Raw genomic sequence first — 17,582 nt, 5'->3', positions numbered from 1 at the left:
GGCTGACGTGCTGCACGCATTGGGGTCACCTGATGTAGATGCGAACGCCCGGCGCCTTGGTGGTGATCCCATCGACCTCTGACCTACCGTCGAGTGCGATCACGGTCCCTTCTTCGAAGAAGAGCAGGGTCACTCGATGATGGGCACCTGGCATGTCCCGCGTCCAGGACTCTCGGCCACCAACATCACGCCCGGGCTCAAAACCCGAGTCCGTTAGTTGCTTCGCAAGGAGCGCTCGTACCTCGGGCCCTTCGACGACGTACTCGAGGCTGGCCGGGGTCGTGCCACCTCCGAGGCCGTTGATTGCCGTCACGTCGCCAACCTCGTCGAGATTGAGCTCTTCACCAATCGCGATCTGGTCCTCGTAGACGTCCTCGAAACTTCCGGTGCAGCCAGTGGCACCGACGACGATTGCGGAAGCAAGGACGAGTGCCAGAAGAGTTCGATTCATTGGGTCTCCCGTCGTGGCCATGCTTGCTGGTCAGGCAAAGACTAGGAGCAGTCGAGCCTCTCGGCCTTGCCGAATTCACCGTTAACGACTACGGCGGCAAGGTCAACCGGCAGCACCTCGACTCCATCGACGACGCCCGCCAGCGCGCTGAAGAAGGAGGCCAAGACGAAAGCAGAGCGCTCTCGCGAGCCGTAGAAGAGTTCGCTCAGCGATCGGCTATCGGGACGCCCCGAGATCTATGGCCACGTCCGCCCTCTATCTAGTCCGAGACCTGCGATCGGCTCTCTTCGAACTGCAAATAAGCGATCTCCTTCAAATGAAGAGAGAGCTTCAGCAAGAGCGCTGCGACCGCGGCTCCCAAGGCCGATCCGATGAACATCCACCACAAGCCGAGGATCAGACCGGCCACAGTCACCAGGCCAGTCAGGATGACGACCGCACTGAAACAGATGTAGGCGATCTCGCGGGGCAACATCCCCCAAACCTTGATGTCCTCAAGCACGTTCATCTTTTCTCCTCGTTTGCATCCCTCAAGGGGGTCGCCTCACTGTAGATGCGGCAAAGGCTCTGAGCCCGGCAGACGATCCCCTACCGGGCACCGTGAGAGCGAACTGCTAATCAGTTCATGAGCCTCCTGCTGCAGACCCCTCGATGCCGTCGTAGTTGTGTCGAGGGTTCCAGAAGTGTCGAGGCAGGTGGCCGTTCTGAGCTTCCGCAGGGTGGCGGTAGCCGACCTCGTCGAGGAACTCGTCAAGATCCCCTAGTGACGTACGCCCGCCCTCCATCTCGTCTCGCACCATGGCCGGAGTCATCTCACGACTGGACCCCGTCCAGTCGTCGACGACGACGTTCGGCTCGTCGGAGGTGAGGATGCGCAGGCGCTGACCTTGTTCACGCGATAAGGACACGATTAGTTCGTCCCGCGGATCGACGAGGTGCCCTTGGACTGGCCCAGGCAGCAGCCCTTGAGTCTCGGCCAGGTCCAGGATCTGGCCGGCAGTCCGTTCGTCGAGGTACGAGAAGTCGATCTGCCACCCACGCACATCGTCAAGAGACACTTTGGTGGGGCGCTCGTGGGTGGCCTTTCCAACCCATTCGGAGCACTGCTTTACGAGCAAGGACGCCCTGTCACCGTCCGTTCGCACATGAGCGCCCGCCTCCACGGATGTGAAAACCCACGAAGCGTCTCTCGGGTAGACCACGAGGTCCTCCCCATTGGTAGCCAGAGTCACGGCCGCGGCCAGGGCCGGATCGTCGAGGCTGAGCTCGGTGACCCAGGTGTGCTCGTACACGGGAAGCTCGTCAGGAGCATCAGGGTCAGCCATCCAGGAGCGCTCAACCGCCGAGTGCCACAGGGTTGCGGGGAGGAACCGCTCGATCCAGCTGTCGCGCCCAACGGGATCGGGGCCGTTGGACCAGCTGAAGGACGACGCGAAGACGCGCTGGTCCGTCGCAGTGTCGCTGAGGGCCCGAAGGAGACTCAAGGACCTGAAGACCGTCTCCGCGTACTCGACGGCTTGCTCGGCATGAGTGTGCAACGTCGGAAGCCTGTCGAACAGCAGCGAGATCCCGCTGCCGAACATGTAGCTCTCTCGCGTTCCAGGGGCAGCAGGCGCCCACCGTGCGTCCCACTCAGCGGACACAGCAGCCAGCGTCTCAGCGGAAGGTTCATCAGCCATCCCGCAAGACTAGGGACGATGGCAGAACCGGAGTCGCAGCAGCCGCCCCCAGTTTTGGCCCTGATCGTGACCGCCAGCCGATGCCCTACCGGACACTTCACCCATCCATCTGAAACCCTGGTTGCGGACTTTGACTTCTCCACCTCATGCTGAGCTGGTGACGATCGAAGACCCGCGAGACACGGACTCGGTGCCGACCGGTGGAATCGCCGACGACTGGCTTCTCTGGATCGCCGTCACCCTGACCCTCCTACGAGAAGCCCCAACTGTCTTCAAGGTGCTCACTGGCCAATTGGCGGTGGCTGACGCCTTCAAGGAATTCTCATCGCTGCTGTATGCGGTCGCCGCCATTGTCGTAGTGCTCATCGTTTGGGGGTGGCTCAGAAGTCGGCGCCGGGCCGCCCTCAAGAACCGATACAAGAACGCTGTCCTCGCTGACGGCATCTGGAACGCCACGAGCTACGCCCACGCCCGCAACGTGCCGCATGCGTTCTCGATTCGCACCTTCACCATCGTGGCCACCAACGACCGCATCGAGGTGTGGCAAGGCTTCATCAAGAACGAGCTGGTGGCGACATGGCCGGCAAGAGACATCACGTCCCTCTCGGTAGGACGCAGCTCCGAGCGCGTTCCCGCAACGACGCTGCGCGTCACGACCGAAGCCGGTACGACATCCCTTCTTCTCCTCGAATCAAGGTGGCTTCCAGTAGCCCGCATGCGCGGCACACGAGCTGTCGCCCTCGCAACCACTATTCGAGGGCTCCTCGCTCAGAACCGCCCGCGCACCATCCTTGCCCCCTAGCCGATCCCCTACCGGACACCTTCCAAAGGCGCGCCTCCTATGCGCTTGCTCTACTGAGGGACCGAGCGGAGACTCAGCTCGTCGGCCTCTTCATCGGCAAGCTCTCCGACCAGCTCGGCGACCTTCACGATAATGTCCTCCATGGGCTCTTCATCCGTGTTGAACCCTCCTCGCGACGCGAGCATGGGGCTGACGTTGTCGAGCTCCTCGAATGTCACGCCGTGCAGGACTGGCACGAGCAGGTTCCGACGCAGCAGAGCACTCAATTCGTTGTTCGCGATGCTTCGATCGGTGCGCAGTTTGCCGAGCATGGCTGGTGTCACCAGGACAATTCCCATCCTCGAACTAACAAGACCCTTCTCGATCGCGAGTCGCATGTCCGTGCCCGGCCTCAAGCTCACCTCGCTGAACCACACTGACACGTCCTCTGCAACAAGCAAGTCATAGACCTCCTTGGCATCCGCTTGACGATCCGGCCAGGCATGGCACAGGAAAACATCCTGCGCCTGCGTCCGGACCACGGTGGCTGCGCGGACGGGCGCGAGATCACGCACCTGCTGCGGAGAGTAAGAGACAGGCGACGATTTAGGAGACCAACTGGGTCGAGCGGCCCTGCCCCCACTTCGCCCACCGCCGCTACTTGTCGACCGCCCAGTCCTGACGACAGACGTAACAGGGGGCGGCGAATAACGCGTATATGAGGGTTCAGAGTAATCGCTGTAGTAACCCCCACTGCGTCCGTGAACTGGGCAATCTGCCCCGCCACCCCTGATGTGGCCGTAAACAGGGGCTGTGCACTGAGACATCCGTCAGTTCTCCTTTAAGCCTTGCGTGTGGTCGAAGCGGCCCCGCTACGACCATCAGCGTCTGCCGTCTGTTGATGAGCGGAACTCTACTTTCTGCCGCCGACATTGCAGTGCGTCACCGCGCCTACCGACACCTCAGACCGAAGGCAACGCGTCAGTGGGCCCGGTGAACGGCCCGATAAACCGTCGATCGGGCGACGCCGAATAGTTCGGCAATCTCGCTCGTCGTGTGCTCACCGGTCCGGTGCAGCTGCACGAGGTGCTTCTCCTGCGAGGCGGTGAGCTTGGGCTTGCGGCCGCGGAGCTTGCCCGCGGCCTTGGCGATCGCCATGCCCTCGCGGGTCCGGGCCCGGATCAGGTCGGCCTCGAACTCGGCCACCATGCCGAGCACGTTAAACAGGAGCCGGCCGACGGGGTCGGTGGGGTCGTAGACCGCTCCCCCGAGGTTCAGGGCCACGCCCTTCTTCGTCAGCTCGTCCGCGATGTCCGTCGCATCCCGGAGTGAACGCGCTAGGCGATCAAGCTTCGTGACGACTAGAACGTCGCCGGCACGGCACGCGGCCAGCGCCTCACGGAGGCCGGGTCGTGCTCGAGTCGTGCCCGACAGACCGTGGTCAACATGCACGTGTTGATCGTCAACACCCAGTGCTGCAAGACCGTCACGCTGTGCTGCTAGATCCTGTCCCGAGGTCGACACGCGGGCGTATCTGATGAGCATTCGACGACTGTAGCGTTTAGACCCCCATCACCGGGCATTTTTGCGGGACAGGCATACGCGAATCCGCAGGCCAGGCGCCACTTGGCCTCAGCCGGCCGAGATGGGCTCAAGAAAGTGTCCCAATGAACGACCGGCACCCGGGCGCCCGGGCAGCGTCATGCCCCGGCGGGCCAGCGCACCGGGACGGGGAGGCGACGCTGCGCGCGCTCCGTGCCCGCGCCTCCTCGGCCGTCGACCAGGTCGAGCAGCAGGCCCGTCGCGACGCGGCCCAGCTCGTCGCCGTCGACGTCGATCGCCGGGACCCCGACGAGGCCGAGCGAGTCGACGACCATCCTCTCCGAGCTGACGACGACCCGGGAGGAGGCGGGCCGGTCGCCCAGCGCGAACATCAGCCCCAGCCCGATCGCGGTCGCATAGGGCACGACGGCGGTCGCCTGCGCCTCGAGCACCGCGGGGAGCACCGAGACCCCGGCCGCGAAGGTGGAGGGGAACGGCCCGAGCCGCACGAGCGACGCGCGTCCGTGGGCGGCACGGGTGACGGCCTCGGTGCGCTGGGCGTCCTGCCACGAGCCCTCCGGCCCGCCGACGTAGACGATGCGCTCGTGGCCGCCGTCGATCAGGCGCGCGACGAGCGAGCCGAACGCCGCGGCGGTGTCGGCCACGACCGACGAGAGCCCGGCGACCTCCCGGTCGACGAGTACGGTCGGCTTCGAGGAGGCGGCGGCCGAGACGACCTCGTCGGGCCCGCGGGGCGCCACCACGATGAACCCGTCGACCTGGGCCGAGAGCCGCTCGAACGCGACGAGCTCGCCGGGGTGCGCGAGCGGGTGCACCGCGACGGTCAGCTGCACGTCGTGCTCGCCGGCCAGCGCCTGCGCGCCCGCGATCACGGGCGTGAAGTACGAGTTCTCGAGCGTGGGGACGACCAGGGCGATCAGCCCGCTGCGACCCCGGGCGAGCTGGCGCGCAGCGCGGTTCGCGACGAAGCCGAGCTGCTCGGCGGCGGCGAGCACACGGCCCGCCGTCTCGGGCAGCACCAGCTCGGGACGGCTGAGGGCGCGGGAGGCGGTCGCCTTGGAGACCCCCGCGAGCGCGGCGACGTCGGCCAGTGTCGACATGCGCGGTGTCGACATGCGCGTCCCCTCCGTCGTCGTGCCTGCAGCGAGCCTAGGGGCACGGTCCGACCACGTTTCACATGATCGTTACACGCGGTGGTCGTGCTGCCCCCAGGGGGACCCTATGGTTGATGAGACCGGTTGCACAACCGGTTGCACCGCCTCCTCGACTTCCCTGTCACCGCCCCCTCGGCGACCTGGGCGCCGACGAGGCGGCCCCGTACGAACGTCGTACCCCGACCGCCACGAAAGGCTCGTCGTGACCACTCGCAAGACCGCCCTGCTGCTGTTGCTGCCCGGGCTCGCCTTCCTGCTCGTCGGGTTCCTCGTCCCGTCGCTGGCGATGCTCGTCGCCCCTCCCGGCGTGGGCACGGGCGAGGTGCTCGGCCGCGTCGGCCAGATGCTCACCGACCCGTACGACCTGCGGATCATCGGCCGCACCGTGGGCCTCGGGCTGATCGTCACCGTCGTGTGCATCGTGCTCGGGTTCCCGATCGCGTACCTGCTGGCCCGCTCGACGTCGCGCTGGTCGAGCGTGCTGCTCGCCCTCGCGATCTTCCCGCTGCTGCTCAGCAACGTCGTCCGCACCTTCGGGTGGCTCGTCGTGCTCGGCTCGCAGGGCGCGATCGGCCAGCTGCTCGTCGGGCTCGGCCTCGTCGACCGGGCGCCGCAGCTGCTCTACACCGAGCTCGCGATCGTCCTCGGCCTCACGCAGCTGTTCCTGCCGCTCGCGATCATCTCGTGCTACTCGGCCGTCGCCCAGGTCGACGCCGGCCTCGACGACGCCGCGCGCGGCCTCGGCGCCAGCCGGTCGCGCACCTTCTGGGGCATCGTCGTCCCGCTCTCGAGCCCGGGCATCGTCGTCGCGGCGACACTCGTCTTCGCCGGGTCGGTCACCGCGTACACGACCCCCTACCTGCTCGGCGGGTCGAGCCAGCGCATGCTCAGCACCCAGCTCTTCTCGTACTCGAGCGTCACGATCGACTGGGCCGGCGCCTCCGCCACCGCCCTGATCATGACCGTGCTCGTCTTCGTCGTCTCGGGCCTCTCGTCGCTCGTCGCCCGCAAGGGAGCCACCCAGTGACCCGCAGCAGCACGCCCCGCAGCACCGCCCGCACCAGCACGACCCGCAGCAGCAAGACCCCCGGCACAGGCCGCCCCGTCGCCGGGACCCTCGCGGTCGCGGGCTACGTCGTGATGATCGTGCCGATCCTGTTCGTCGTCGCGACGGCGTTCACGGGCGGACGGACGCTGACGTTCCCGCCCCAGGGCTTCTCGCTGCAGTGGTTCGAGAAGGCCGTCACGTACGCGCCCTTCACCGGCGCCCTCGTCTCGAGCCTGCAGCTCGCCGTGCTCGCCACGGTCATCGCCCTGGCGGTCGGCGTGCCGGTCACGCTCGCGGTCCACCGCGGCCGCCTGCCCGGCAAGGGCCTGATCGAGGGCATGTTCCTCTCGCCCCTGATCGTCCCCGAGCTCGTCGTCGGCCTCGCGCTCTACCAGCAGCTGATGATCGGCTTCGGGCTCGCGAACTTCCCCACGCTGCTGATCGGCCACACCGCGCTGATGATGCCGTACGCGGTCCGGGTGACGGGCGCCTCCCTCGCCCTCGCCGACCCGTCGCTCGAGGAGGCGGCCCGCGGACTCGGCGCCAGCCCGGTCCGCGCCTTCTTCACCGTGACGCTGCCGCTGCTGCGGCCCGGCATCTTCTCGGCCGCGCTGCTCAGCTTCGTCACCTCGTTCAACAACGTCCCCCTGTCGCTGCTGCTGCAGAGCCGCGACTTCCGCACCCTGCCGGTCACGATGCTCGACTACGTGCAGCAGAGCTACGACCCCATGGTCGCCGCGATGGCCACGCTGATCCTCGCGGCCACCGTCGTCGTCGCCGTGGTCGCCGAGCGCACCGTCGGCTTCGCCAAGATCTTCGGAGGCATCAACAAGTGAGCACCACGGACCCCGCCGGCACCCGCCCCGGCGCCGAGCACGCCAGCACCGGTACCCAGCCCGGCTCCGAGAGCCCCTCCGCCGACCGCCCCGCCGCCGAGCTGCGCGGCGTCAGCCAGGTCTTCGGCGACTTCACCGCCGTCGACGGCATCGACCTGTCGATCCGCCGCGGAGCCCTGACGACACTGCTCGGCCCCTCCGGCTGCGGCAAGACGACGACGCTGCGCATGCTCGCGGGCTACTCGGCCCCGACGAGCGGCACGATCCTGATCGACGGCGACGACACGACCCGCACGCCGCCCGAGAAGCGCGGGCTGGGCATGGTGTTCCAGTCGTACGCGCTGTTCCCGCACCTGTCGGTCGCCGAGAACGTCGGCTACGGCCTGAAGCTGCGCCGGGTGCCCGCCGACGAGCGCGCCCGTCGCGTCGCCGAGACCCTCGACCTCGTCGGTCTCGGGCACCTCGCGGCGAGCAAGCCGAAGAAGCTCTCCGGCGGTCAGCAGCAGCGCGTCGCCCTGGCCCGGGCCATCGCGATCCGGCCGAAGCTGCTGCTGCTCGACGAGCCGCTCTCGAACCTCGACGCCCGCCTCCGGGTCCAGATGCGCGCCGAGATCCGCCGCATCCAGGGCGAGACCGGGCTCACCGTCGTCCTCGTCACCCACGACCAGGACGAGGCGCTCGAGATGAGCGACGACATGGTGCTCATGCGCGCCGGGCGCATCATGCAGCAGGGCGCCCCGCAGAGCGTGTTCCCCGCCCCCGCGAACCGCTTCGTCGCCGACTTCCTCGGCTACGAGAACTTCGTCGCGGCGGCCGACGGCACCTCGCTGACGGTGCGGCCCGAGCACCTGGTGGTCGAGCCGACCGCAGGAGGCGCGGGTCGGGCGGCAGCACCGGCCGCGGCCGGCCTGCACCTCCCCGGCACCGTCACCGACGTCGCGTACCGCGGCGTCGACCTGCTCGTCACGGTCGCCGCGATCGACGCCTCCGGCGCCCGCGTGCGGCTCGTGTCCGACGTGCGCGCGACGGGCACGTCGTCGCTCGCGCCCGGCGACGACGTCGTCGTGACCGCGCCGGAGTCCCGGCTCGTCGCGCTGGCCGACTGAGCCGACCCGCACCTCCTCTACCTGCCCCTCCGCGCCACCCTCCCCTCGACCGCAGCCGCGCCTCCGGCCCTCTGCGCCTCCCGCAGCCCCTCTGCCCTTCCTCGAAAGGACCACCATGACCCGCACCTCCCGCACACGGCCCCTGGCCCTCGCCGCCGGCCTCGCCGTCTCCGCCGTCGTGCTCGCCGGCTGCTCGTCGGGCGACGCGTCGTCGTCGGACGCCGAGAGCATCGTCGTCAGCACGTTCCCGTTCGGCGTCGAGGAGTTCCAGGAGGCGGTGGTCGACCCGTTCACCGAGGCCACCGGCATCGAGGTCGAGATCGAGACCGGCTCGAACGCCGACCGGCTGTCAAAGCTGCAGCTCGCCGACGGCGACCCCGGCATCGACGTCATGCTGATCAGCGACTACTACGCGGCCCTCGGCCAGGAGGACGACCTGTTCCAGCAGGTCGAGGCGGCCGACGTGCCCAACCTGGAGGCCGTCGCCGACTTCGCGACCGAGGACGCCTACGTCGGCCCCGCCTACAGCTACCAGCTCAACGGCACCCTCTACTCGACCGACGAGCTCGACGCCGACGAGGCCGCGGACTGGTCGCTGTACGGCGACTCCGACCTCGAGGGCCGTGTGGCCCTGCCCGACATCTCGGTGACCGCCGGCCAGCTGATGGTCTCGGGCGTCGCCTCCGAGTTCGGCGACGGCCCCTACGACATCGACGCCGCGCTCGAGCAGCTCGGCGAGTGGTCGCCGAACGTGCTGCAGTTCTACAGCTCGTCGACCGAGGTCACGAACCTGCTGACGCAGGGCGAGATCGTCGCCGCCGACGCGCTGAGCGGCTTCGCCACCGACCTGGTCGCCTCGGGCGAGGCCGTCGCCTGGACGCCGCCCGCGACCGGCAAGTACATGGCCACCAACCGCGCCATGATCCCGACGGGCGCCGAGAACGTCGACGGCGCCTCGCAGTTCGTCGACTACCTGCTGTCGGCCGAGGCGCAGTCGTCGTCCGCCGAGATCGTCGGCGACCTGCCCGTGAACCCCGACGCCACCATCCCCTCGACCATCCAGGACGTCGTGGGCGACATCGCCGCCGACCCGATCGCCGCCGGCTACGCCACGCTCGACCCGACCGAGCTCGTCCCGACGCGCGCCGAGTGGGTCGACCGCTTCGCTCGTGAGGTGACGTCGCGCTGATGGGTGCCGACGCACGCGCCCTGACCTCCGACCCGCTGCCGGCCGGCTCGCTGACGGCAGGCTCACCGACCGCCTCCTCGCCGACCGCCTCCTCGCTGCCGGGGTGGTACCTCGACCGGATGCCGAAGACCGACCTGCACTGCCACCTGATCGGCACCGTGCGGGCGTCCACCTTCGCCGAGCTCGCCCGGCGCGAGGGCCTCGCGCTGCCCGCCGAGCCCGAGCGGATCTTCGCCGACATCAACTCGCTGCCGCCCGACCCGGCGCTCTACCGCGACACGCGCGTCCCCGTGCCGCAGGGCCGCAGCGAGGGCGAGCCCGACGTGTCGTACTCGCTGTTCCAGGCGTCGAACTGGGTCGTCGAGGTGCTCCGCGACGCGGACGACCTGACCCGCATCACCTACGAGGCCTTCGAGGAGGCGCACCGCAGCAGCGGGACCCGTCACCTCGAGCTGTTCTTCGACGCCGTGCCGCCGCACCTCGAGTCGCTCGGCTACGCCGGGTCCGTCGAGGCGTACGCGGAGGGCATCCGCATGGCGGAGCGCGACTTCGGCATGACGGGCCGGATGATCCAGGGCATCGACCGCAGCAAGTCGGGCGAGCACGCCCTCGCCCTCGTGCAGCAGGTGGTCGACCACCCGCACGAGTACGTCGCCGGCATCGGGCTCGACAACCTCGAGACGTCGGGCCCGCCCGAGCGCTTCGTCGACGCCTACCGGCTCGCCGGCGAGGCCGGCCTCGGCCGCACCGCGCACTCGTCCGAGCACGCGCCGACCGCGGTGAACACGATCACCTGCCTCGACCAGCTCGGCTGCGACCGCATCGACCACGGGTACTACGTGCTCGAGGACGACGACGTCGTGGCCCGGATGCGCGACGAGCAGGTCGCGTTCACGGTCGTCTCGACGACGTCGCGCCGCTCATGGCGACCGTGGCGGCGCGCGTCGATCGCCGCGATGCTCGACGCCGGGCTGAACGTCGTCCCGGCGTCGGACGACCCGGGCATGTTCCCCACGTCGCTCAGCCAGGAGTACCGCATCGTCTCGGAGCAGATCGGCGCGAGCGCCGACCAGGTGCGGCGCATGGCCCTCGCCGGCGTCGACGCGTCGTGGCTGCCCGCGGCCGAGAAGGCGGCGCTGCGCGAGCGGTTCGTCGCCGAGCTCGCGGCGCTCGACTCGCAGCTGGGGTCGGAGGTCGGCGTCGGCGCTCGCTGAGCGTCAGGGCCGGGGCCTCGGTAGCGTCGGGGGATGTTCCTGCTCTTCGGCACCTCCGTCCGCCAGGCCCTGCTGACCGTCGTCGTGTTCGCCTGCCGGTTCTGCGGACGCACCGTCGACCAGCAGGTCGCCCGCCGCTCGACGCGCTTCACGCTGTTCTTCGTGCCTCTGTTCACCGTGTCGAAGCGGTACCACGTGCAGTGCACGAACTGCGGCGGCGTCACCGACCTCACACGGGAGCAGGCCGAGCACTCGCAGGAGTGGGCGGCACGGCAGGGCTGACGGGCGCCTCCTCGGCTGCTCGCACCGCGGCTCCTCGGCTGCTCGCACCGCGGCTCCTCCGGTCCGCCCCGTCGTCGCGCCGCCCCTGCCTCGCGCTCCGTCGCCGTGTCAAGGGGTGCAGCGCGACGTGATCGCGGGCGAGGGCGCGGTGGTCGACTGGGGCGTCAGCGAGCCGCCGCCACCGGGCGGCCCGGACCCCGGGGCGCCGACGCGCCCACGACCGACAGGAGCCGCCATGAGCACCACCGCCCGCACCGACGACCGTCGCTACGCCGCCACGCCCGTCCAGAAGGCGAGCCTCGTCGTCGGCGTCGTCTTCTTGCTCGTCGGGGTCGCCGGCTTCGTCCCGGGGCTCACCACCGACGTCGACTCGCTCCAGTTCGCCGGGCACATGTCGGGCGCGATGCTGCTCGGGGTGTTCCAGGTCTCGGTGCTGCACAACCTCGTGCACCTGCTCTTCGGCGTCGCCGGCGTCGCGCTCGCCCGCAGCGCCTCGTCCTCGCGCAGCTATCTGATCGTCGGCGGCGTGGTCTACCTCGTGCTCTGGATCTACGGCCTGTTCTTCGGCGACCACGCCGGGAGCAGCAACTTCGTGCCGCTGAACCAGGCCGACAACTGGCTGCACCTCGGCCTGGCCGTCGGCATGGTCGCGCTCGGCCTGCTGCTGGGGCGCCGCCGCACGGTGACCCGGTCGACCGGTCCTATCGGCTCGACCGGCTCGACCGGCTCGGCTCCTCGCACGCGCGGCTGAGGCGGCCGCCGCTCCAGCGTCCCCCGTGGTCGCCGCGAGGTGGGGCGGGGCCGGGACGACCGGCGTCGCGCCTCCTCGTGCGTGGGTGGGCGTGGCACCCGGGTTGGGGGCGCGGAGGGGGTGGTCGGGACCGGCTGCCTGCTCCAAGCTGGGGACACGGACGACAGGCGGGGACTCACCCACCCGCCGCGACCGCCAGCCACCGAGGAGACCGCGTGAGCACCATCACCGCGCACCACGAACCGAGCGCGTTCGAGACGAGCGTCGCGGACCGCAAGCGCATCGTCGCCGCCACCGTCGAGACGCTCGACGTGCTGGGCTGGGACGCGACCGACGTCTCCGCCGTGGCCCGTACCGCCGGCATGTCGCCTGCCTGCGTCGAGCGGCACTTCCCGTCGTGGGAGGGGCTCGTGCTCGCCGCCGTCGACCGGTGGAACCTCGACCGCTTCGAGCAGGTCGCCCGCGAGACGGCGGGCGCAGCGACGCTCGGCTTCGTGCGGGGACTCGTCGCGCACAGCAACGTGCACCGCGGGCTGTCGCGCTCGCTCATGACGCTCTCGATCGGCTCGGCCGACGCGGGCGACCTCTCCGGACGGTTCGTCCGCGACAGCTACCGCGACTTCCACGCGATGGTGTTCCAGGGGCTCGCGTTCGACCTCAGCCAGGGCGACGTGCCCGCGGGCACCGACGTCGCCGCGCTCTCGACGAGCGTCGTCGCGCTGTACATGGGGCTGCAGCTGCAGATGCTGCTCCAGCCCGACCACGACGTCGTCGTCGCGTTCGACCTCGGGCTCGAGGGGCTCACCCGCGGCTGGTGACCGCCGCCCGCCCCCTCGCGGCCGTTCTCTCCTCATTCAGGAAGATCTGTCCTGCTTTGCGCGACGGGGGGAGCGGGGGTCCTGAGTCGTGCACGGATCAGGAGTCCGCGACGTCCGCCTCCTGAATTGCGGTGCGGCGCAGCCGACGCGGCGTGCGCGTCGACCTCCGCCGACGGAGCGAGCTCGACGACCGAGACGCGCGCGGCGTGAGAGACGAGCGCGAGCGCAGCCGCGGCATGACGTGTCGAGGACTCAGGTGTCCGTGTCGTCGAGACGCCCGCTGCTCGGCAGCGAGCACGCGTCACGACGCCGATGCCTGAATCCTCGACACGGGGAGGCGCGGACGAGCGCCGAGGACCCCGGACGTGTCAGGCTCGGTGCATGCGCATCGACGAATGGTGGTCCGAGCTCGTCCCCTCGACCCGACAGTGGCTGATCGACAACGCGGGCGACGTCGTCCCCGCCTGGGTGCTCGAGCAGATCACTGCCGTCACGGGCGAGCCGACGGCCGACGACGACTGGGCCGCCGACGTGGACGCCGAGGAGTTCTACCTCTCGGACGACGCGACCGACTGGATCGAGGCGGCCGGCAACGACGAGCTCGACGACCTGGACGAGAGCGAACTCGTCACGGACGACGAGGAGGCGGCGGGCACGTCCGCCAGCTGACTCGCGACCACGATGGTGACCGCGTCGGCGGTCACGTCGCTGAAAGCCGCGGGGAGCTCAGAGGGCGGGGACCTGCGCGTCGTCGTCCGCCGAGCCGAGCAGCACGCGCGGGGCGGCGCTGACGCCGAGCGCCTCGCCGAGGTGGTCCGCCGTGCGGCGGGCGAACGAGCGTCGGGCAGAGGCGGCCAGGGCACGCCGCTCGGCGGCCGCCTCCCACACGCCGGGGTCGGTGACGTCGTCGACGAACAGCGGTCGGCGTCGTTCCTGCTCGTTCATCGTGGCCTCCTCGGGGTCGTGTCGGGTCTGCACGATGTTCGCAGCCCGAGGCCCAGAGGAGGGAATCGAGGACGCCCCCCAGTTCTGGTGATTCGTTCGACGGCCAGGCAGCCGTCCGGAATCGAGGGACGGCACGGCGCCGGACGCGACCGGTCAGGGGGTCGTGCGCGCCGCCTCCTGCGCGATCACCTCGTCGAGGTCGTCCAGCCGACGGAGCCCCTGGAGGGGACGCATCATGCGCGGGTTGCCCTGCAGCGCCGGCTCGACCCGGTCGAGGAACGCCCAGTAGCCCGCCGTGAACGGACACGCCGTCGGGCCGACCCGCACGGTCGGCGAGAACGGGCACGAGCCGCAGTGGTCGCTCATCGAGTGGATGTAGCGGCCCCCGGCGGCGTAGGGCTTGGTCGCCACCACTCCCCCGTCGGCGTGCTGGGACATGCCCACGATGTTCGCCGGCATCACCCACTCGGTGCCGTCGACGAAGACGTCCGTGAACCAGTCGGTGAGCTCGGCCGGCCGGTAGCCGCGCTGCAGCGCCCAGTTGCCGAGGATCATCAGCCGCTGGATGTGGTGCGTCCAGCCGTGCTGGTGCACCGTCTCGAGGGTGCTGCGCAGGCACTCGGCCTGGACCTCGGTCGCGTCGATCTCCCGCCACCACCGGGGCAGCGGCTCGGTCGCGCCGAGGGCGTTGTTGTCGGTCGTGTACGACTCGCCCAGGTGCCAGTACAGGTGCCAGACGTAGTCGCGCCAGCCCGCGATCTGCCGGACGAAGCCCTCGACGCTCGCCAGGGGCGCGCCTCCTGAGGCGTGGGCCTCGAGCACGCGCTCGATCACGTGCCGGGGGTCGAGCACGCCGAGGTTCATCGGGACGCTGAGCAGGGAGTGCGACATGGTCCAGTCGTTCGAGAGCATCGCGTCCTCGAAGGGGCCGAAGTCGCCGAGGCGGGTCTCGACGAAGTCGTCGAGGGCAGCCTCGGCCTCGGCCGGCGTGACCGCGAAGCGGCGCCGGTCGTCGGCGCCGACGAACACGACGCTGCCGTCGGCGACCCACGCGTCGAGGTCGGCACGGACCGCGTCGTCGATCTCGTCCTCGTCGGGCCAGACCGGGTCGGGCAGCCCGAGGGTCGTCGCGCCCTTCGGCGGCGGGTTGCGGTTCTGCTCGTCGAGGCTGAACTTGCCGCCTGCCGGCCCGTCGCCCTCGATCAGCCAGTCCTCGCGGCGACGGACGGTCTCGTAGTGGTTCTCCATGAGGAGGCGCCCCTTGCGGGAGGCCGCCCAGGTCGCGAACTCCGCCTCGCTCGTCACGAACCCGCGGCTCGGCAGCACGCGGACGTCGCGGCCCTCTCGGCGGACGGCCGCGCGGAGCTGGCGGTCGGGCGGGTCGACGACCTCGAACGGGCCGAGCCCGGCAGCGTCGTCGAGCACCTCGTCGAGGGTCTCGACCTGCACGTGGGTCGCCCGGTCGCCGAGCTCTGCGACCCGGTGCCGCAGCGCGGAGAGCCAGAGGTGCGCTTTCGCGCGGTGCATGGGCCGACGGGTGAAGGCGTCGCGCGCCTCGACCACGACGACGGGGCCGCCGTCGTCGAACTCGTCGCCGTACTGCCCGGGCAGGATCAGCCGGGCGCGGGCGGGGGCGCGGACGTCGGCGGCAGGCGTCTCGGACATGCTCGGAACCTACGCCCCGCCTCCGACATCGCCCCCGGCTGTGCGTCGTCGGACGCCGCCGCCTCGACGAGTGGTCAGCAACTGTCGTCCGGACGGCCGACAGGGCCGAATTCGGACCACTGGGTGGTGACAGGGGCGGGAGAAGCGACGGGAGGGAAAGAGGAGGCCTGGTGCGAGGAGGCGCGACGGCAGGAGGCGCGGTGGCAGGAGGAGGGGCAGGGGCTAGCGCCGGCGGGCGGCGCGGCCGCGCCAGAGGAGCCACACGAAGTACGGCGTCCCGATCAGCGCCGTGAGCAGCCCCGCGCCGAGCTGGGCCGGGGCGATGACGGTGCGGCCGACGACGTCCGCGAGGCCGACGAGCGCCGCGCCGAGGACGACGGCTACGGGCAGCACGCGGGCGTGGCGGGCTCCGACGAGCGAGCGGGCGGCGTGCGGGGCGACCAGCCCGACGAACCCGACCACCCCGACGGCGGCGACCGCGGCGGCGGTCAGCAGCACCGCGAGCGACAGGAAGAGCAGGCGCGACCTCGACAGCGAGACGCCCAGCAGTCGGGGGGTGTCGTCGTCGAGGGCGACGAGGTCGAGTGCCCGGTGGCTCGTCCCCGCGGCGACGAGGCCGACGACCAGCGCGAGGGCGACCGGCACCGAGTCGGCGAACGAGCGGCCGTAGGTCGACCCCGACAGCCAGGTCAGGGCCTTCGCGCCGTTGAACGGGTCGGTCAGGACGATCAGCAGGCTGATGGCCGCGGCGGTCGCGGCGGCCACCCCGACGCCGATCAGCACGAGCCTGTTCTGCGGGAACCCGCCGCGTGCGGCCAGGCCGAAGACGACAACCGCCGCGACGACGGCCCCGGCGAACGCGGCCCCGGCGACGCCCCAGCCCGAGATCGCGGGCACGCTCGTGACCGCGACGACGGCGCCGAGCCCGGCTCCCCCGGAGACGCCGAGGATGCTCGGCTCCGCCAACGGGTTCCGCGTCACCGACTGCACGAGCCCCCCGGCGAGGGCGAGCGCAGCCCCGGCCAGCAGGGCGGCGACGACCCGCGGCACCCGGGTGTCCAGCACGTAGCTGACGACCGGTCCCGCGCGCCCGGTCGCCCAGTTGGCGACGTCGCCGAGCAGCAGCACGGCGTCACCGAGCAGCACCCCGGCGACGGCCACGCCGACGGCCACGACCACGAGCGCGGCGAGCACGAGCACGAAGCGGCGCCGAGAGACGACCCGGTGCTGCTCGGTCGGGGTCGAGCCGCCGTGGTCCGCCGCCCGGAAGGCCAGCACCACGAGCACGACCGCGCCGACGATCGACGTGACGATGCCGGTCGGCACCTGGACCGACGCCTCCGGCCCGACGACGGCACGCAGCAGCACGTCCGAGGCGAGCACCACGGCGGCGCCGGCGAGCCCGGCGAGCGACACGAACACCCAGGTGCGGCGGACGCTCGGCACGAGCCGCCGCAGCGGCCGCACGAACGCGGGGGCGCAGAGCCCGACGAAGCCGATCGGCCCGGCGACGGTGACCGCGCCGGCCGAGAGCAGCACCGACGCGACGACGGTGACGACGCGGGTGGTGCGCACGTCGACCCCGACGCTGCGGGCTGCGTCGTCGCCGAGGCCGAGCGCGTCCAGCCGGCGCGTCATGAGCAGCACGACGACGAGGCCGACGAGCACGACCGGGGCCATCTGGGCGACCGACGAGAAGCCGTTCTGCCCGACGCTGCCCTGCCCCCACTGGTAGAGCCCCGCGGTCTCGCGAGGGAAGAGCAGCAGCAGCGCGCTCGTCACGCTGGCGAGTCCGAGCGCCAGGGCGCTGCCCGCGAGCACGAGCCGCACCGACCCCGAGCCGAGGCCCGACAGGGCTAGGACGACGCCCGCGGCGAGCAGCCCGCCGACGAACGCGATGCCCGAGGAGGCGACCAGCGGCAGCGAGAGACCGGTCACCGACGCGACGGCGAGGGCCGCGTACGCGCCGGCGTTCACCGCGAGGGTGTCCGGCGACGCCAGTACGTTGCGGCTGACGGTCTGCAACGCCGCCCCCGCGGCGCCGAGGGCCACGCCGACGAGGATCGCCGCCGCCATCCGCGGCAGGCGCGACGCCACGAC

Annotated in this window: 20 protein-coding genes; 10 read left to right on the top strand and 10 right to left on the bottom strand. The window is 70.6% G+C overall.

Annotated features, from left to right (window positions below):
* Positions 1-25: 25 nt before the first annotated feature.
* The 4 genes from RWM17_RS00450 to RWM17_RS00435 form a co-directional block, all read right to left on the bottom strand.
* Positions 26-472 (bottom strand): hypothetical protein, encoded by a 447-nt coding sequence (locus tag RWM17_RS00450; RefSeq protein ID WP_314100594.1) that lies wholly within the window; start codon positions 470-472, stop codon positions 26-28.
* 20 nt (positions 473-492) lie between these two features.
* Positions 493-615, bottom strand: coding sequence for a hypothetical protein (locus RWM17_RS00445; protein WP_314100593.1), 123 nt, complete (start codon positions 613-615; stop codon positions 493-495).
* Between the two features lie 95 nt (positions 616-710).
* On the bottom strand, positions 711-953 hold the full coding sequence (locus RWM17_RS00440; RefSeq protein WP_314100592.1) for a hypothetical protein: 243 nt from the start codon (positions 951-953) through the stop codon (positions 711-713).
* Between the two features lie 121 nt (positions 954-1,074).
* Complete coding sequence (locus RWM17_RS00435; RefSeq protein WP_314100591.1) at positions 1,075-2,130, bottom strand: hypothetical protein; 1,056 nt, start codon at positions 2,128-2,130, stop codon at positions 1,075-1,077.
* Positions 2,131-2,287: 157 nt separating this feature from the next.
* Here RWM17_RS00435 and RWM17_RS00430 point away from each other — a divergent pair, with 157 nt between their 5' ends.
* Complete coding sequence (locus RWM17_RS00430) at positions 2,288-2,932, top strand: hypothetical protein (protein WP_314100590.1); 645 nt, start codon at positions 2,288-2,290, stop codon at positions 2,930-2,932.
* Between the two features lie 50 nt (positions 2,933-2,982).
* Here the strand turns inward: RWM17_RS00430 and RWM17_RS00425 are convergent, their stop codons facing one another.
* The 3 genes from RWM17_RS00425 to RWM17_RS00415 all read right to left on the bottom strand — a co-directional run bounded on the left by RWM17_RS00425 (position 2,983) and on the right by RWM17_RS00415 (position 5,589).
* Complete coding sequence (locus tag RWM17_RS00425; protein ID WP_314100589.1) at positions 2,983-3,486, bottom strand: toll/interleukin-1 receptor domain-containing protein; 504 nt, start codon at positions 3,484-3,486, stop codon at positions 2,983-2,985.
* Positions 3,487-3,892: 406 nt separating this feature from the next.
* Entirely contained in the window at positions 3,893-4,456 is a 564-nt protein-coding gene (locus RWM17_RS00420) for a recombinase family protein (protein ID WP_314100588.1), read from the bottom strand.
* A gap of 155 nt (positions 4,457-4,611) precedes the next feature.
* The gene (locus RWM17_RS00415; RefSeq protein ID WP_314100587.1) at positions 4,612-5,589 is read right to left on the bottom strand and encodes a LacI family DNA-binding transcriptional regulator; all 978 of its coding nucleotides are present in this window, start codon (positions 5,587-5,589) and stop codon (positions 4,612-4,614) included.
* Positions 5,590-5,830: 241 nt separating this feature from the next.
* Here RWM17_RS00415 and RWM17_RS00410 point away from each other — a divergent pair, with 241 nt between their 5' ends.
* The 9 genes from RWM17_RS00410 to RWM17_RS00370 all read left to right on the top strand — a co-directional run bounded on the left by RWM17_RS00410 (position 5,831) and on the right by RWM17_RS00370 (position 13,541).
* Entirely contained in the window at positions 5,831-6,655 is an 825-nt protein-coding gene (locus tag RWM17_RS00410) for an ABC transporter permease (protein WP_314100586.1), read from the top strand.
* Complete coding sequence (locus RWM17_RS00405) at positions 6,652-7,512, top strand: ABC transporter permease (protein ID WP_314100585.1); 861 nt, start codon at positions 6,652-6,654, stop codon at positions 7,510-7,512. The genes RWM17_RS00410 and RWM17_RS00405 overlap by 4 nt, the downstream gene beginning before the upstream one ends.
* On the top strand, positions 7,509-8,618 hold the full coding sequence (locus RWM17_RS00400; RefSeq protein ID WP_314100584.1) for an ABC transporter ATP-binding protein: 1,110 nt from the start codon (positions 7,509-7,511) through the stop codon (positions 8,616-8,618). The genes RWM17_RS00405 and RWM17_RS00400 overlap by 4 nt, the downstream gene beginning before the upstream one ends.
* A 115-nt stretch (positions 8,619-8,733) precedes the next feature.
* Positions 8,734-9,807 (top strand): extracellular solute-binding protein, encoded by a 1,074-nt coding sequence (locus tag RWM17_RS00395; RefSeq protein ID WP_314100583.1) that lies wholly within the window; start codon positions 8,734-8,736, stop codon positions 9,805-9,807.
* Positions 9,807-11,021, top strand: a complete 1,215-nt coding sequence (locus tag RWM17_RS00390; protein WP_314100582.1) for a hypothetical protein — start codon at positions 9,807-9,809, stop codon at positions 11,019-11,021. The genes RWM17_RS00395 and RWM17_RS00390 overlap by 1 nt, the downstream gene beginning before the upstream one ends.
* Before the next feature lie 33 nt (positions 11,022-11,054).
* Positions 11,055-11,303 (top strand): zinc-ribbon domain-containing protein, encoded by a 249-nt coding sequence (locus RWM17_RS00385; RefSeq protein ID WP_123546918.1) that lies wholly within the window; start codon positions 11,055-11,057, stop codon positions 11,301-11,303.
* Positions 11,304-11,538: 235 nt separating this feature from the next.
* The gene (locus tag RWM17_RS00380) at positions 11,539-12,054 is read left to right on the top strand and encodes a DUF4383 domain-containing protein (RefSeq protein WP_314100581.1); all 516 of its coding nucleotides are present in this window, start codon (positions 11,539-11,541) and stop codon (positions 12,052-12,054) included.
* Positions 12,055-12,269: 215 nt separating this feature from the next.
* Positions 12,270-12,872 (top strand): TetR/AcrR family transcriptional regulator, encoded by a 603-nt coding sequence (locus tag RWM17_RS00375; RefSeq protein WP_314100580.1) that lies wholly within the window; start codon positions 12,270-12,272, stop codon positions 12,870-12,872.
* Between the two features lie 381 nt (positions 12,873-13,253).
* A complete protein-coding gene (locus RWM17_RS00370) occupies positions 13,254-13,541 on the top strand; it encodes a hypothetical protein (protein WP_314100579.1) in 288 nt (95 codons plus the stop codon).
* A gap of 57 nt (positions 13,542-13,598) precedes the next feature.
* Here RWM17_RS00370 and RWM17_RS00365 read toward each other — a convergent pair whose 3' ends face one another.
* The 3 genes from RWM17_RS00365 to RWM17_RS00355 all read right to left on the bottom strand — a co-directional run.
* Positions 13,599-13,817: a hypothetical protein gene (locus RWM17_RS00365; protein ID WP_314100578.1), complete on the bottom strand. Its 219-nt coding sequence runs from the start codon at positions 13,815-13,817 to the stop codon at positions 13,599-13,601.
* 153 nt (positions 13,818-13,970) lie between these two features.
* Positions 13,971-15,482, bottom strand: coding sequence for a cryptochrome/photolyase family protein (locus RWM17_RS00360; RefSeq protein WP_314100577.1), 1,512 nt, complete (start codon positions 15,480-15,482; stop codon positions 13,971-13,973).
* A gap of 222 nt (positions 15,483-15,704) precedes the next feature.
* Positions 15,705-17,582: iron ABC transporter permease (locus tag RWM17_RS00355; RefSeq protein WP_314100576.1), on the bottom strand; the 1,878-nt coding region annotated here is incomplete at its 5' end.

The sequence above is a fragment of the uncultured Frigoribacterium sp. genome (genome assembly GCF_963515265.1).
In the GTDB taxonomy this organism is placed as follows: Bacteria; Actinomycetota; Actinomycetes; order Actinomycetales; family Microbacteriaceae; genus Frigoribacterium.
This window is presented reverse-complemented; position numbering and strand designations above follow the sequence as displayed.